This window comes from Virgifigura deserti (assembly GCA_003576685.1).
In the GTDB taxonomy this organism is placed as follows: Bacteria; Pseudomonadota; Alphaproteobacteria; order Dongiales; family Dongiaceae; genus Virgifigura; species Virgifigura deserti.
Genome location: QOZR01000003.1, coordinates 273790 through 288643 on the forward strand (window position 1 = coordinate 273790; position 14854 = coordinate 288643).

Genomic DNA, 14854 nt, shown 5'->3' on the forward strand with positions numbered 1-14854 from the left:
CCGTGACTCAGAACAGCGTTGCCTTCACAAATTTCAGCCTCTGGTCACAGTCTCGCGTGCCGCTGCGGCTCGCCCTGGGCGACGTCTCACTGGCAACGATCCGACTGCCGCTCGCCTTATGGACGGCGAACGGAACAGAGAGCCCGTTGCTTGATGCCGACATCGCCGAGCTGCCCGATCTTCTCGAAAAATTCCCTTCCGGTCTTTTCCTGAAATCCTATCCAGTCGCCCAGCCACTCGCAGCGATATCGCGGGTCAAAGGGGGACTCTGCTATATCCCTCATCAATTCCACCGGTACTATATCGACCTAACCGGCAGTTTCGATACGTACCAGGGGAAATTTTCATCGAAATCCCGTTCGACCATTCGGCGCAAGCTCCGCAAGTTCGCGGAACGCTCAGGCGGATCGATCGATTGGCGTCAATATCGCACACCGGAAGAGTTGGAGGTGTTCCACGCCGGTGCCTGCAAGGTGTCGGCGCTGACCTATCAGGAACGGCTGCTCAACGCGGGCATCCCGAGAAACTCGGCCTTTCGCGAGCGGATGGCCCGCCTCGCAGCCCAGGATCGGGTGCGCGGCTATCTTCTCTATCTGGACGGCAAACCGGTCAGCTATCTTTATTGCCCGATTGAGGACAATGTCCTTATCTACCAGTTTCTCGGCTATGACCCCGCTTACGCATCCCTTTCACCGGGCACCGTGCTGCAATGGTGCGTCGTCGAGTCCCTCTTTGCCGAAGGTTGCTACCGTGCATTCGATTTCACGCAAGGGGAAGGAGATCATAAGAGGTTCTTCTCCACCGACAGTAACCTTTGCGCGAACATCGTCGTCTTACCGTCGTCCCCAACCAATTGGGGGGTAGTGCTACTGCATTGCGGGTTGGACCGGTTTTCCGGGCAATGCGGCCGCATGCTGGACCGCTTCGAGTTGAAGAAACGGGTAAAGCGACTACTGCGGCGGCAGGGTTCATGACTCTACTGAAGCACGCCGCCCAGAAGCTGTTCAAAAAATACAGCCTGTACTGGGTATACAAGCTCGAGCTCGGCGCGCTGCCGGCAATAGCCGATTCCACAATAGGCGTTATCGAGCCGGAGAGCTTCGATCATGCCGCCGACGATACTATCGGTGCTCTGCGAAGCTATGCGGGGAGCGGCGCTTACGGCTTTGGTGCCTACGCCGAAGGCGTCCTTGTAGCCGTCTGCTGGTATTTCGTTGGCGATCGCGACAGCCAGCGTTCGACTTGGCCGATTTCCGAGGGCGAGGCAAAGCTGGCTCAGATCACGACGGCTGAACGGTATCGGGGGCAGGGCTTCGCCCCTCGGGTGATCGCGTTTTCGGCCGCCGCCATGCAGCGGCGCGGCTACCGAACGCTCTACGCGCGGATCTGGCATAGCAACCGCCCGTCGATAAGAGCGTTCGAGCATGCCGGTTGGAAAAGGATTGCCTTGGTCGCCGAGGTCACCCCCGCGGGCACGGCGAAATCATGGCGGCTCGCCTGCCGGGCTTGGCCCAGACGCTCCTGACCGCCCGACCGGCCGTCCCCTCCAGCCCCTACTCCATCCGCTTCCGGAACAGCCACGCGGCCACGGTCAGCGTGGCGGCGGCGATTCCGAGGAGTGGCAGGGTGTTCGCCAGCACCTCTCTGGCCGGCATGCCCTTCAGGAAGACTCCGATGACGATCACCTGGAAGTGACGCAGCGGGTTGACGATCGTCACCGCCTGCAGCCACTCCGGCATGTTCTCGACCGGCGAGGCGAAACCGGACAACAGGATGGCGGGTGACGCGAAGATGAAGGCCCCCAAGACGGCCTGCTGCTGTGTCTGCGCCAGGGACGAGATGAACAGCCCTATGCCGATCACGGCCGCCAGATAGAGGATCAGGCTCGGATAGAGCAGCAGCAGCGAACCGACCAGCGGCACGCCGAAGGCGAAGACCGCCGCGGCGACATAGATCGTCGCATGGAAGAGCCCGATCAGCAGCGGCGGCACCGTCTTGCCGATCAGGATCTCGAACGGCCGTAGCGGCGAGACCAGGAGCTGCTCGAAGGTGCCGAGCTCGCGCTCGCGCGCGACGGTGAGCGCGGTCACCATGATGCCGATCAGGAGGGCGATCATGCCGATGAGGCTTGGCACAGTGAACCAGACATATTCCAGGTTCGGGTTGAACCAGTTCCGGCTGACGACCGTGCTCGAGGGGACGGGACGCCCGGCCTGCTCGGCGAGTTCTGCATCCAGTCGCTGGACGATCTGGGCGATATAGCCTTGCACAATCTGGGCAGCATTCGACCGGCGGCCGTCGAGGATGACCTGGATGTCGGCCGGAAGCCCCGCCTCGATGCGCCGCGAGAACTCCGGACCGATCTGGAGGACGGCTAGCACCTCCTGATCGTCGATGAGAGGCTGGATCTCGGGGATGGCCTGAATTTGAACAACCCGATTGAAGGTCGACGAGCCCTCGAAGCGCTGGACCAGTTCATGCCCCCAGCGCCCGGAATCCCGGTTCAGCACCGCGATATCGACGTTCTTGACCTCCAGCGTCGCGGCGTGGCTGAAGACGAGGAGTTGCATGATCGGCGGGACGATCAGGATCGCGCGCCCCTTCGGGTCGCGCCAGAGGGCGAGCAGCTCCTTGACGATCAAGGCTTTGAGCCGCCCCCACATCTCAGTCGATCCTCTTGCGCGTGTTGCGGGCGGCAAGCAAGAAGAAGCCGGCACCGATCGCGAGCATGACGGCGATGCTGGGCAGCAGCAGGCTCCAAATGTCGCCGGCGAGAAACACCGTCTGCAGGCTCGAGACGAAATAGCGCGCCGGGACGATGACCGTGATCCATCGAATCACCGTCGGCATGCTGCCGATCTCGAAGATGAAGCCCGATAGCAGCATCGCGGGCAGAAAGCCCGTGAAGAGCGCGATCTGCGAGGCGACGAACTGGTTCTTCGCGACGGCCGAGATCAGCAGGCCTTGGCCGAGCGCCGGGCAGAGGAAGGCCGCCGAGATCGCCAGTAGCGCAAGCATCGAGCCGCGGAACGGCACGCCGAAGAGCAGGACGGCAACGCCTGTGCAGAGCGCCATTGCGGCGAGGCCGAGCAGGAAATAGGGCACGATCTTGCCGACCAGAAGCTCGCCAACGCTCACCGGCGTCGCCATCATCGCTTCCATCGTGCCGCGCTCCCATTCGCGGGCGATGACGAGGGCGGTCAGCAATGTGCCGATCATCGTCATGATGATCGCGACGGAGCCGGGCACGAGGAAGTTGCGGCTGGTGAGTTCGGGGTTGAACCAGAAGCGCGCCTCCAGCACGAGGCCGCCGCCTTCGGCCGAGCGCCCCATCTGCACGGCCTGCTGGCGCAGCCAGGTGCTCCAGACGCCCTGGGCATAGTTCTGGACGAAGCTGGCGGTATTGGGCTGGGAGCCGTCGGCGATCACCTGGATCGGAGCGGTATCGTCGCCGGCCTGATAGCGCTCCGCGAAGTCGGGCGGGATCACGACGATGCCGCGGATCCGGCTGGCGACGAGATCGGCCTCGAACGGCGCCAGCGCATGGTCGACGCGGGCGTCGAAGAAGGGCGAGTGGATGAAGGCCGAGGCGAGGCTGCGCGCGACGGGACTCGTATCCTGCATCACCAGGCCGACCTTCACCCGGTTGGCATCGAGCGAGACGCCGTAGCCGAACAGGAACAGCAGGATCACCGGCAGAACGAAGGCGATCATGATGCTGCTCGGATCGCGGACGATCTGCAGCCCCTCCTTCACGATCAGAGCCCGGATGCGCCCGCCCGCGGAGGTCCGAACCTGCGACAGGTCGCCGGCTTCGTGCTTGGCAACGAGGTCAGTCATCACGCCACCTCCTGCTCCGACAGATCCGACTCCTCGACCAGCGCGATGAACGCATCCTCCAGCGTCGGGTCGGGCAGGTCCGGGCGTTGCACGCGCTCCTTCAGTTCGTCGGGCGAGCCGGTCGCGATCGTTCGCCCGCGATAGATGAGCGCGATGCGATCGCAATATTCCGCCTCGTCCATGAAGTGGGTGGTGACGAGGACGGTCACGCCCTTCTCGACGAGGCCGTTGATGTGAGTCCAGAACTCGCGCCGGGTGATCGGATCGACGCCCGAGGTCGGCTCGTCCAGGAACAGCGCCTCGGGCTCGTGCATGATCGCACAGGCGAGCGCCAGGCGCTGCTTGAAGCCGAGCGGCAGGTCCTTGGCCGCGGTGTCGGACAGCCGGCCGAAGTCGAAGGTCCGGATCATCAGCTCGACCTGTTCGCGCCGACGCCGCCGGCCCAAGCCATAGACGCCGGAGAAGAAATCGAGGTTCTGGCGCGCGCTCAGATCGCCATAGAGCGAGAATTTCTGCGCCATATAACCGAGGCGCTGACGCGCCTGCGCGGCGGCGCGCCGCAGGTCGAACCCCGCAACGCGCCCCGCGCCCTCGGTGGGCGCGAGGAGGCCGCAGAGCATCTTGAAGGTGGTCGACTTGCCGGCGCCGTTCGGCCCCAGAAGGCCGAAGATCTCGCCCCGCGGGATCGAGAAGGTGATGTCGCGCGCAGCCGTGAAGTCACCGAAGCGCTTGGTGAGGCCGCGCGCCTCGATCACAGGCTCGCCGCCAGCGCTCTGCTCGACGGGCGCGATCCGTTCGGCAAGCGCCGAGCGCCCGCCAGGACCGCCTCCCAGAATATCCATGAACGCGTCCTCGAAGCGCGGCGGGACCGGCGCGAGGTGAGCCTGCGTCCCGACTTCTTCAGGCAGAGGCGGCAGCACCGGGGGGTTCTCCGCACCGTCGACCCGTTCCTTATAGACGACCCGGACGTGACGGCCCTGTATGACTCCGTCGATCACATCCGGCTGCGCGAGCATGCGCGCGAGCACGGCCCGGCGCTTCCAATCGAGCCCCCGGACTTGGAACACCCGCCCCTCGGCACGCTTCATCAGCGACCGCGGATCGCCGTCGAACAGCAGCCGACCTTGGTTGAGGAGCAGCACGGAATCGCACCGTTGGGCCTCGTCTAGATAGGCGGTGGACCAGACCACCCCCATCCCCCCTCCGGTCAGCTCCTTGACCATCGCCCAGAGTTCGCGCCGGGAAATCGGATCGACGCCGACGCTGGGCTCGTCGAGGAGCAGCAAGGGCGGTGTGCGCATCAGGGCACAGGCCAAGCCGAGCTTCTGCTTCATGCCGCCGGACAGACGCCCGGCGAGGCGGCCCGTGAAGCGCTGCAGGTCCGTGAAGCGGAGCAGACGGTCGAACACGGCCGGCCGCTCGCCGGCCGGAAGGCCGCGGAGCTCCGCATATAGGTTCAGGTTCTCCTGAACGCTCAGATCCTCGTAAAGCCCAAAACGTTGCGGCATGTAGCCGATACCGGGAAAGATCGAAGCCGCGTCGGTCGCGGTATCGTGGCCGAGCACTGAGACGCCGCCTTCGTCCGGGACCATCAGCCCGGTCACCAGACGGATGAACGTCGTCTTGCCGGCACCGTCGGGACCGACGAGGCCGGTGATCCGGCCGGCGGTAACATCGGCGCTGATCGCGTCGAGCGCGGGCGGACCCTCGCCGAAGCGCTTGGTGACGCGGTTGAAGCGGATCAGGGTGTCGCCGCTCACGGGCTCACTCCCGTTCCGCCGAGTCTCGGGTGCGGGCCTCAGGAAGACGCACCGTTACCGGCATGCCCTGACGCAGCCCCTTGTCGGGGTTCTCGACGACGACGCGCAGCCGGTAGACGAGGTCGGTCCGCAGCGACTCGGTCTGCACCGATTTCGGGGTGAACTCGGCGACCGGCGAGATGAAGCCGATCTGGCCGCGATAGGGCCGCTCGGGCCGCGTGTCGGTTATGATTTCGGCGGGCATGCCGGGATGGATGCGGCCGAGATGCGGCTCGGCCACATAGGCCTGGACCCAGACCGGCTCGGTGAGCGACAGGGTATAAACGGTCGCGCCGGCGCTCACGATCGCGCCCGGTTCGCGCACGCGGGCGAGAATGATACCGTCCGCGGGGGCGAAAAGCTCCGTGTCGGCCAGCGCCGTCTCGGTGGCGGCCAGGCGGGCGCGGGCAGAATCGAGATTGGCTCGTGCCACGGCAATATCTTCCTCCCGGAACCCGCTCAGTGCCAAATCCAGCGCCTCCTGAGCAACCCGGAGGCGGGCCTCCGCCTCCTCTGTGGCCGCGCGGGCGTCGTCATAGGCGGCCGTGGATACGGCGCCGCTGTTCACGAGCTGCTCGCGCCGCTCCAGAAGGCGTCGCGCATTGACAAGGGTCGCTTCCCGCTCGGCCACGGTCGCCCGCGCTTGCGCGATCTCCTCCGGACGGGAGCCGGCCTCGAGCTTCGCGAGGGTCGCCGCCTGCGCGGCGACCTCGGACTTGGCCTGGCGCACGTCGTCTCGGAAGGGTCGGCCATCAAGCACGGCCAGTAGCGCGCCGGCCTCGATAGCATCGCCCTCCTCATACAGCATCCGTTCGATGCGCCCGGGCACCCGGAAGCCGAGCTCGACCTGGCGGATGTCGACATTGCCGTAGAGCGTGAGCGGCGCGTCACCGTCATCGCCGAAGCCGAGCCTCTCGGCGACTCTGAGCTGCCATGCGGCCGCGCCGGCGACGACGAGCAGGATCACGGCAGCAACGAGGGGGCGCTTGTTCATCTCCGCACCTCGGCGGCGCCCGCCTTATCGCCGTCGCCGGCGCTGGCGCCGGCGATCGCCACCACATTCTCGCGCACCACCGCCTGGATCGCCGCAAGCTCGCGCGGGCCGATCTTGTCCCACCCCATCTGCCGGAGCGCCGCCGCGTGCGCCGTCCGGAACATCAAGACCTGGCCGAGCAGTGTCAGGGCCCTGAGTCTCGTGACCTCGTTATCCGGGGCGACTCCGGTGAGTCGGCCGATCAGGGTTGCGAGCAGCCGCAGCACCTTCTTCATGATGCCGTCATAGAGAATCTCGAAGGCGCGTGTCGGGTGCATCTGCTCGCGCACGACGAGGCGGGCCCACTGACCTGCCTCCTCCTCGAGGACGACGAGCTCGGCGAAGCGGTCCAGCAGCTCTTGGAGAAGGCGGAGGCAGGCATCCCGGTCGGCGGGGCCGCTCTCCTCACCCGTCAACTCTCCGGCGACACGTTCGGCAACCGGTCCCACGCGCTCGGCGATGCGCTCGGCGATATAGGATGCAGTGGCGAGATAGAGCCCCTCCTTGCCGCCGAAGTGATAGGGAATGGCCGCGAGGTTGGCGCCAGCGGCCTCGGCGAGCGCCCGCGTGCTGGCGCCCTCATAGCCGAAGCGGCCGAACACGTCGATCGCCGCCTTGATAAGCCGCTGCCGTGTTTCATCCCCGCGGTCACCGCCGCTTACCCGCGCTCTCCGGCTCGAGATCATGTCACCTCCTGATCATCTCACCAGAGAGTGTATCCGATCGAACGATTAAGTCAATCGACTGACTTCTGACGCCGCCGACCATGATGCTGGCGCAGGCCGGCGTTACCGCCGAGGCGGGTTCGCGAGTTTCAAACTGAGATGGTAACGGAGTGCAGCCGAAGCGGGTTTCACTCGGCTGCTGGAGGCAGCTACCGAGCCGGCTGCGTCGCCTCAGCCATCGGAGGGCGGTCCCGGGTTGGCGCATCGCCCGCGACGGTGCGGTTTCGGCCGCCGGTCTTCGCCTGGTACATCGCCGCATCGGCACGCTTCAGCAGGTCATCCGGCGCGTCGAGTCGGGACGCCGCGGCGATGCCGATGCTGACCGTCACATCGAGCGGGTGCGGGCAGCCGGCGACCGCGAAGGGTTCGCCCCCGATACGCTCGCGCAGCCGTTCGGCGACGGAGAACGCGACATCGCCGGGCGTATCCGGCATCAGCACGACGAACTCCTCGCCGCCGAAGCGCGCGACCATGTCGAAGTTGCGCATGTTTCCGGCGACGCGCTGGGCGATATGGCGCAGGATCTCGTCACCGACGGCATGGCCATAGGTGTCGTTGATCGATTTGAACCCGTCGATATCGAACAGCATGATCGACAGCGGCTTGCCGCTCTCGCGCATGCGTTGCACCAGGCCTTCGAGATGCCGGGTCATGTAGCGCCGGTTGTAGAGGCCGGTCAGGCTGTCGGTCAGCGCGAGCGACAGGCTCCGTTCATAGTTCGCCCGCAGGCGGTCCTGATAGCGCCGGCGGCGGACCTGCGTCCGGACCCGGGCGATCAGCTCGTTGCGATCGATCGGTTTAACCAGATAGTCGTTCGCACCGATATCGAGCCCCTTGATCAGGCGGTTCGTATCCCAGTCGTCGACGATCAGCAGAATCGGCACCTGCCGGGTCTCGTCCTGCGAACGCAGCTGCGAGCACAGCCGCAGCCTGTCATCGCTGTCGCTGGTCAAGCTGACGCCGATCAGGTCGAACTGCTCCTGCCGGCTGCGGTCGAGCGCTTCGCCCCCCGACTCGATGACCGTCGTCCGGTGGCCGGCCGTGGCCAGCGTCTCGACGATCTTGTCCGCCACCGTCGCGTTCTGCTCGACGATCAGGATACGGGCGTTGCGACCGTCGTCTGCATCGAGCGCGGCCGTCGTCGACAACAGCTCGAACTGGCCGCAGGTCTCCTCGCGCAGCCGCCATTCGTCCATGATCATCTTCAGGCGCACCAGCGAGCGCACCCGCGCGAAGAGCGCCAGATCGTTGACCGGCTTGGTCAGGAAATCATCGGCACCCGCCTCCAAGCCCCGGACGCGGTCGCTCGAGTCGCTGAGCGCGGTAACCATGACGACCGGCAGATGAGCGGTCCTGGGGTCGCCCTTGATTCGCGCACAGACCTCGAAACCGTCCATCTGCGGCATCATCACATCCAAGAGGATGATGTCGGGAGGACTCGCGGAAATGATGTCGAGCGCGGCCTTGCCGCTTGCCGCGGTCACGACATCGAAATATTCCGCCGTGAGCTTGGCTTCGAGGAGCCTGACGTTCGCCGGGATATCGTCAACGACAAGAACGCGTGCGGACATCCCGACCCTAGTTTAGGAAGCGCTGAACCGTTTGAAGAAAGTTTGCCACGGAAATCGGCTTGGCGATATAGGCTTCGCACCCGCCCTCACGGATTTTTTCCTCGTCGCCCTTCATCGCGAAGGCCGTTACGGCAATAATCGGGATTGAACGCAAATTATCGTCTTCCTTGATCCACTTGGTGACCTCGAGCCCGGACACCTCGGGCAGTTGGATGTCCATGAGGATCAGGTCGGGATGGTGCTGGCGCGCCATCTTCAGCGCTTCCATCCCATCCTTCGTTTGCAGGATGTTATAGCCGTGCGCCTCGAGCAGATCGTGAAACAGCTTCATATTCAGCTCATTGTCTTCCACGATCAGAATGGTCTTCACTGCGGTGTTCCCGCTGATGGGATTCGCAGCCGCAGAGACGCCTTTCAGCTGATTCATGGGTCCTCGCAGAGCAAATGCGTCGAGAATGACAAATAAGCGGTTCAGAACGGAAGAAGCAGCGCGCTCTTCCACATGTTCGTTAACGTTGTATCCCGGTATCGTTAAATAATCGTAAGCAACGCACCGGACCGCCGCATTTTTCATGTGGCCGACTCCGGCAAGAGGAAAGCGCCCGGCGGATGCGGATTGCGCCACCGCGCATCGGAATCGACCTCGGCGGCACGAAGATCGAGGCCATTGCCCTCGATCCGGCCGGCAAGCCTTTGATTCGGCAGCGCCGCGCGACTCCGGTCGGAGACTATGACGCGACCGTCCGCGCGATCTCCGAGCTGGTCCACGACGTCGAATCGGCCTTGGCGCCTGGGATGCCACCTCCGGCGGCGCACCGGGCGACCGTCGGAATCGGCATTCCGGGCACCGTCTCCCCTGCGTCAGGATTGGTTAAGAACGCGAACTCCACTTGGCTGATCGGACGCCCCTTCGACCGCGATATCGCCGCGGCGCTCGGGCGTCCGGTGCGCATCGCCAACGATGCCAACTGCTTCGCCCTCTCCGAAGCCATAGACGGCGCCGGAGCCAGAGCCGCCACGGTCTTCGGCGTCATAATCGGCACCGGCGTCGGCGGCGGCGTGGCGATCGATGGCCGGCCGCTCGTCGGCCGCAACGCGATCGCCGGCGAGTGGGGCCATAACCCGCTGCCCTGGCCGCGCGACGAGGAGCGGCCCGGCCGCGCCTGCTATTGCGGGCGCGAAGGCTGCATCGAGACGTTCCTGTCCGGCCCGGCGCTGGCCGAGGACTTCCGCCTCGGCTCGGGTCAGGCCATGACGGCGCCGGAGATCGTTGCGTTGGCCAATGCCGGCGACTCGCTGGCCGTCGCCGCACTGGCCCGTTACGAGGACCGGCTGGCGCGCGGCCTCGCCGCCGTGATCAATCTGCTGGACCCGGATGTGATCGTGCTCGGCGGCGGCCTGTCCAATATCGCCCGGCTTTACGAAAGCGTGCCCCGGCTCTGGGGTCGCCATGTCTTTTCGGACCGGGTGGAGACGCGCCTCCTGCCGCCTGTCCACGGCGATTCCAGCGGCGTCCGCGGCGCGGCCTGGCTGTGGCCTGCCGAGGGAGCGCCATGAGCACGCTCTGCCGCGACTGCGGCACCGCCACGCCAACCGTCAAGGCGCCAGCCGGTCGCTGCAAACATTGCGGCTCGCCCCGAACGATCATCCATCCGGAGCTCGACAGCCTGGCGATCGCCCATATCGACTGCGACGCGTTCTATGCCAATGTCGAGAAGCGCGACGATCCCGCCCTGCGGGATCGTCCCGTCATCGTCGGCTGGGGTCGGCGGGGCGTCGTTCTGACCGCCTGCTACATGGCCCGCCTCTATGGCGTGCGCTCCGCCATGCCGATGTTCAAGGCGCTCAAGGCATGTCCGGACGCCGTCGTCCTGCGGCCGAACATGGAGAAATATCGCACGGTCGGCCATCAGATCCGCGCCTGCATGCGCGAGGTCACGCCGCTGGTCGAGCCGCTCTCGATCGACGAGGCCTTTCTCGATCTGACGGATACGGAGCGCCGGCACCATAGCAGCCCGGCACAGACCCTCGCGCGGCTGGCACTGCATATCGAGCGGGCCTTCGGGGTCACCGTTTCGGTCGGTCTCAGCTACAACAAGTTTCTCGCCAAGATCGCCTCGGATCTCGACAAGCCGCGCGGCTTCGCGGTGATCGGCCGCGGCGAGGCCCTGGCCTTTCTCCGGCCGCGCCCGGTCGGGCTGATCTGGGGCGTGGGCCCCGCCCTCCAGCAGCGGCTCGCCGGCGACGGCATCAGGACGGTCGGCGATCTTCAGGACCGCAAGGAGCGCGATCTCGTCGCCCGTTATGGGAGCATCGGGCGGCGGCTCGCACGGTTCGCCCACGGCGAGGACGACCGGCGGGTCGAACCGCACGCGCCGACCAAGAGCGTGTCGGCGGAGACGACCTTCGATGAGGACACCGCCGCCGCCGAGGCGCTCACGGCCGCCTTGCGGCCGCTCTGCGATCGCGTCGCCGAGCGGCTGAAGCGAGCCAATCTCGCCGGCCATATTGTTTCGCTGAAGCTGAAAACGGCGCGGTTCCAGGTGATCGCCCGGAGTCGCCGGCTCGGTGCACCGACCCAGCGGGCCGAGATCCTGTTCCAGTCGGCATGCGCGCTGCTGGAGCGAGAGGCGGACGGGCGCCGCTTCCGGCTGATCGGTGTCGGCGCCTCCGACCTCGTCGACGGCAGCGCCGCCGACCCGCCCGATCTGTTCGACCCGCCCCACGCCCTCCTGGGTCGGGCCGGGAGCGACGAGACTGCTGAGTGCGATCCGATCAGGTCGGATCAACCTGATCGGTGAATCGCCCTCTAGTTCAAATAATTAGAGGCTGATTCACCGATTACATGGGTTCGATGTGATCGGGTCAGACTCTAGCAGCGCGCGTCCGGCAGGGATTCCAACTCGGTCAGTTCGCCCTCGACGCTGAAGTCGCCGTAATCGAGCAGGAGGTCTTCGACGACGCCGTTGGTATGCAGGCGCAGGCTCTGCTCATGCTCTGGTGTCGCATCCAGCCCGTTGCCGAAGAACGCCATCCTGATGCTCCAGGACGGCGTGTCCGTCAGCAGAGGCAAGCGAGACGCCTCGGCCTTCTTCGGCTCGAAACGGCGCATAATGACGGCGTTGACGCCGAACAGCCCCTCTTCATCCGAACCGTCGAAGACGGACGCCCACAGCATGCGATCGCCACCTTCGGCCCGATTCAGAAGCTCGATGCTATGGGCCGTCGGGAACATCGTTCCGGGCGGCAAGCTCACCGTCCGCTCGTCCGGCCGGCTGTAGGTCGCGGCACCGCCCTTGCCGGCGCCCTCGAGCCGGGCCTCGCCGCGCAGCTCGTCGGCCGCGACGCCGTTCTCGACCTTGCGCATGAAGAACCGATAGCGCGACCCGTCCTTCGCCTCCCAGGAAACCAGGCTCCAGCCCAGCTCGACCTCCTCGCCGGATTGGTAGAGGAAGGTCATGACCGACCTCTGCGTCACCGCCCACCCGTCGCAGGCGTCCGCCCATTCGAACTGCATGATGCCGCTGACATCGACCACATCGCTGCTGGTGCTGCCTCGCTGCAGCGACAGCTCATAGACGGCGCGGTGCGGAGCAATGTTGGCCGCCTCGGCCGAAATGGAGATCGAACCGCAGATGATCAGCCCTGCGAGGCCGACGCCCGCCCAAAATCTCATGGAAACACCGCTTGCAGATTTTCGGGAAAGTTCATAAACGTCCGGACCGGGGGAATTATGTCACGAGTCTCGACACCGTGATAGTGTCGCGACAGTTGCAGAACCAGAAGAAGACGGGAGATTGAAATGCCTGCGAAACCAACCGTATTCGTAACGCGCAGATTGCCCGATGCCGTCACCGAGCGGTTGGTCCGGGATTACGATGCCCGTCTCAATCCGGAGAACCGCCAATATAGCGGCGACGAGATCGTCGCGGGGGCCGCCGGGGCGGCCGCCGTCCTCGTCACCCCCACTGACAAGATGACCGAAGAGGTCATCGGCCGCCTACCCGACTCCGTCCGCGCCATCGTCACCTTCTCCGTCGGCTTCGAGCATGTCGATGTGGCCGCCGCGAAGCGGAAGGGACTGACGGTCACGAACACGCCAGAGGTCCTGACCGACGCCACCGCCGACTGCGCCATGCTTCTGCTGCTGGCAGCCGCGCGGCGCGCCCATGAGGGCGAAATCGAGCTCCGCCAGAAGAAATGGGCGTCCTGGTCACCGACCCATATGCTCGGCACCCACGTGACCGGCAAACGGCTCGGCATCTTCGGGATGGGGCGCATCGGCCAAGCGGTCGCGCGACGCGCCCGCGGGTTCGACATGGTGATCCATTATTCGGATGTCCGTCGGCTGCCGCCCGAGATCGAGGCCGGAGCGACCTACCACGCGAGTCCGGAGGACATGCTGCCGCATTGCGACTTCCTGTCGCTGCACTGCCCGTCAACGCCCGAGACGATTCATTTCCTGAACGAGGATAGGATCGCGCGGATGCCTGACGGCGCCGTCGTCGTCAATGCGGCCCGCGGAACGATCGTCGATGACGAGGCGCTGATCGCGGCGCTGAAGTCGGGCAAGCTGGCCGCCGCGGGCCTCGACGTCTACGAGAACGAACCGAATATCCATCCGGGCTATTACGGCCTGGAGAACGCTTTCCTGTTGCCCCATCTCGGCAGTGCGACGACCGAGACGCGCAACGCGATGGGGTTCAAGTGCCTCGACAATCTCGACGCGATCTTCGCCGGCCGCGAGCCGCCCGACCGCGTCGCCTGAACGGCAGGGGCGGGTTTAAGCCCGCCCCTACGGCCACAGCTTGTCCTGTTAACTCCTCAAAGTTTGAGCAAGAAGGTCATGAATGCCCTCGCCGACATGGGCAAGCGCATGGGCACCAATCCCGCGAGCTGGCGGACCGACCCGCTGTAATCCGACCGGCGATACGCTGCAATTTGGCCGCTCCTCTCGATCGGGCGAGCTTGTATTGGACCGCCGCGTCCGCGAGGTTCCGCCGAGGACATGCCCGGGACTTACCGAAGACGCTTCGAACCTTCGGTGGGCGTCGGCCAGAATCGCCAAACCGTCGGGATCCACGAGCACCGCCGATCGGTCTTGGTTAACCTTGCCCTTCAGTGCTCGGTAATAGATCGTTAACTTTTATGGTTAATTTTACATAAATACTGCGCTTTCCGGAAGCATTGTGCGAGCGGAGCGGAGAAACGACAATGGATGTCTCGAATGAAATTCGGATCTGCTTGCCTTGGGGTTGCCTCGATTGCACTGGTGCTCGGACTCGCGCTCGGAAAGGCAGAGGCGGTCCCGGTCAATCTGCAGGTCAGCGGAATCACCGATGACACGGTCGCTAGCTCCGTCGAGCCATATCTTGGCCGGTCCGACAGTTACAGCATCGACCTCTCGTTCGACATAAGCGTCGACGATGTCGTGACGGACCTATCCGGCTCCGCAGCGATCAACGGCCATTTGACCGATATCATCGGTTTTGGGGGCAGCTCGTCCACCGGCATAATTGGAAGAGGCTTCGAGTTCAATTTCGTGCCGTTCGGAGAGGGGCCCGGGCTCGGAAACATGAATCTGACCTATTTCGTGATCACGCTGTTCTCGCCGAGCGTCAACATGTCTATGGCTGCGCCCTACTTCGACCTCCTGACTGCTGCTGATGCCAGTGTTACGCGTGTGCGCTTTGTCGGCACCCGACACACTGAATGGGGCACGAACTTCGCGCATGTATACGATCTTGATCCTCAACGTGGGATCGACGTGATTTCGGTGCCGGAGCCGCCGACGCTCGCCGTCTTCGGCCTCGGGTTGGTCACGCTGGTGTCCATGCGGTTGCGGCGGAGTCGTGCCGCACGCGGCTGATCGCGTGCGGTTGATCG

At 65.1% G+C, this 14854-nt stretch carries 14 protein-coding genes; 6 read left to right on the plus strand and 8 right to left on the minus strand.

Features of this window, described 5'->3' with window-relative positions:
* Positions 1-2: 2 nt before the first annotated feature.
* Both DT069_RS06895 and DT069_RS06900 read left to right on the plus strand, forming a co-directional pair.
* Positions 3-974, plus strand: a complete 972-nt coding sequence (locus DT069_RS06895) for a GNAT family N-acetyltransferase (RefSeq protein WP_425450070.1) — start codon at positions 3-5, stop codon at positions 972-974.
* The gene (locus DT069_RS06900; RefSeq protein WP_162913025.1) at positions 971-1525 is read left to right on the plus strand and encodes a GNAT family N-acetyltransferase; all 555 of its coding nucleotides are present in this window, start codon (positions 971-973) and stop codon (positions 1523-1525) included. Before DT069_RS06895 ends, DT069_RS06900 begins: the two co-directional genes overlap by 4 nt.
* A 28-nt stretch (positions 1526-1553) precedes the next feature.
* Here DT069_RS06900 and DT069_RS06905 read toward each other — a convergent pair whose 3' ends face one another.
* The 7 genes from DT069_RS06905 to DT069_RS06935 form a co-directional block, all read right to left on the minus strand.
* On the minus strand, positions 1554-2663 hold the full coding sequence (locus tag DT069_RS06905; protein WP_119459545.1) for an ABC transporter permease: 1110 nt from the start codon (positions 2661-2663) through the stop codon (positions 1554-1556).
* 1 nt (position 2664) lies between these two features.
* Positions 2665-3840 (minus strand): ABC transporter permease, encoded by a 1176-nt coding sequence (locus DT069_RS06910; RefSeq protein ID WP_119459546.1) that lies wholly within the window; start codon positions 3838-3840, stop codon positions 2665-2667.
* Positions 3840-5600 (minus strand): ATP-binding cassette domain-containing protein, encoded by a 1761-nt coding sequence (locus tag DT069_RS06915; protein WP_119459547.1) that lies wholly within the window; start codon positions 5598-5600, stop codon positions 3840-3842. Before DT069_RS06915 ends, DT069_RS06910 begins: the two co-directional genes overlap by 1 nt.
* Positions 5601-5604: 4 nt before the next feature.
* Entirely contained in the window at positions 5605-6633 is a 1029-nt protein-coding gene (gene hlyD, locus DT069_RS06920; protein WP_119459548.1) for a secretion protein HlyD, read from the minus strand.
* Positions 6630-7358 carry a CerR family C-terminal domain-containing protein gene (locus DT069_RS06925; RefSeq protein WP_119459549.1) on the minus strand — a complete coding sequence of 243 codons (729 nt, stop codon included), beginning with the start codon at positions 7356-7358 and terminating at the stop codon, positions 6630-6632. The genes hlyD and DT069_RS06925 overlap by 4 nt, the downstream gene beginning before the upstream one ends.
* 188 nt (positions 7359-7546) lie before the next feature.
* Positions 7547-8968, minus strand: a complete 1422-nt coding sequence (locus DT069_RS06930) for a PleD family two-component system response regulator (protein ID WP_119459550.1) — start codon at positions 8966-8968, stop codon at positions 7547-7549.
* Positions 8969-8975: 7 nt separating this feature from the next.
* Positions 8976-9395 (minus strand): response regulator, encoded by a 420-nt coding sequence (locus DT069_RS06935; protein WP_119459551.1) that lies wholly within the window; start codon positions 9393-9395, stop codon positions 8976-8978.
* A gap of 182 nt (positions 9396-9577) precedes the next feature.
* On the opposite strand from DT069_RS06935, the gene DT069_RS06940 reads away from it, so the two are divergent.
* Both DT069_RS06940 and DT069_RS06945 read left to right on the plus strand, forming a co-directional pair.
* A complete protein-coding gene (locus DT069_RS06940) occupies positions 9578-10525 on the plus strand; it encodes an ROK family protein (RefSeq protein WP_119459552.1) in 948 nt (315 codons plus the stop codon).
* The gene (locus DT069_RS06945; RefSeq protein ID WP_119459553.1) at positions 10522-11769 is read left to right on the plus strand and encodes a DNA polymerase IV; all 1248 of its coding nucleotides are present in this window, start codon (positions 10522-10524) and stop codon (positions 11767-11769) included. The genes DT069_RS06940 and DT069_RS06945 overlap by 4 nt, the downstream gene beginning before the upstream one ends.
* A gap of 71 nt (positions 11770-11840) precedes the next feature.
* Here the strand turns inward: DT069_RS06945 and DT069_RS06950 are convergent, their stop codons facing one another.
* The gene (locus tag DT069_RS06950; protein WP_119459554.1) at positions 11841-12644 is read right to left on the minus strand and encodes a cell envelope integrity EipB family protein; all 804 of its coding nucleotides are present in this window, start codon (positions 12642-12644) and stop codon (positions 11841-11843) included.
* Between the two features lie 126 nt (positions 12645-12770).
* Between DT069_RS06950 and DT069_RS06955 the strand changes: the two genes are divergently transcribed.
* On the plus strand, positions 12771-13736 hold the full coding sequence (locus DT069_RS06955) for a 2-hydroxyacid dehydrogenase (protein WP_119459555.1): 966 nt from the start codon (positions 12771-12773) through the stop codon (positions 13734-13736).
* A 459-nt stretch (positions 13737-14195) separates the two neighbouring features.
* Complete coding sequence (locus DT069_RS06960; RefSeq protein ID WP_162913026.1) at positions 14196-14837, plus strand: PEP-CTERM sorting domain-containing protein; 642 nt, start codon at positions 14196-14198, stop codon at positions 14835-14837.
* The last annotated feature ends 17 nt before the right edge of the window (positions 14838-14854 follow it).

Bases quoted from the DNA above. Each gene is read 5' to 3' on its own strand.
- DT069_RS06900 (WP_162913025.1), top strand. From the start codon at position 971: ATGACTCTACTGAAGCACGCCGCCCAGAAGCTGTTCAAAAAATACAGC.
- DT069_RS06905 (WP_119459545.1), bottom strand. From the start codon at position 2,663: ATGTGGGGGCGGCTCAAAGCCTTGATCGTCAAGGAGCTGCTCGCCCTC.
- DT069_RS06910 (WP_119459546.1), bottom strand. From the start codon at position 3,840: ATGACTGACCTCGTTGCCAAGCACGAAGCCGGCGACCTGTCGCAGGTT.
- hlyD (WP_119459548.1), bottom strand. From the start codon at position 6,633: ATGAACAAGCGCCCCCTCGTTGCTGCCGTGATCCTGCTCGTCGTCGCC.
- DT069_RS06925 (WP_119459549.1), bottom strand. From the start codon at position 7,358: ATGATCTCGAGCCGGAGAGCGCGGGTAAGCGGCGGTGACCGCGGGGAT.
- DT069_RS06930 (WP_119459550.1), bottom strand. From the start codon at position 8,968: ATGTCCGCACGCGTTCTTGTCGTTGACGATATCCCGGCGAACGTCAGG.
- DT069_RS06935 (WP_119459551.1), bottom strand. From the start codon at position 9,395: ATGAATCAGCTGAAAGGCGTCTCTGCGGCTGCGAATCCCATCAGCGGG.
- DT069_RS06940 (WP_119459552.1), top strand. From the start codon at position 9,578: ATGCGGATTGCGCCACCGCGCATCGGAATCGACCTCGGCGGCACGAAG.
- DT069_RS06945 (WP_119459553.1), top strand. From the start codon at position 10,522: ATGAGCACGCTCTGCCGCGACTGCGGCACCGCCACGCCAACCGTCAAG.
- DT069_RS06950 (WP_119459554.1), bottom strand. From the start codon at position 12,644: ATGAGATTTTGGGCGGGCGTCGGCCTCGCAGGGCTGATCATCTGCGGT.
- DT069_RS06955 (WP_119459555.1), top strand. From the start codon at position 12,771: ATGCCTGCGAAACCAACCGTATTCGTAACGCGCAGATTGCCCGATGCC.
- DT069_RS06960 (WP_162913026.1), top strand. From the start codon at position 14,196: ATGAAATTCGGATCTGCTTGCCTTGGGGTTGCCTCGATTGCACTGGTG.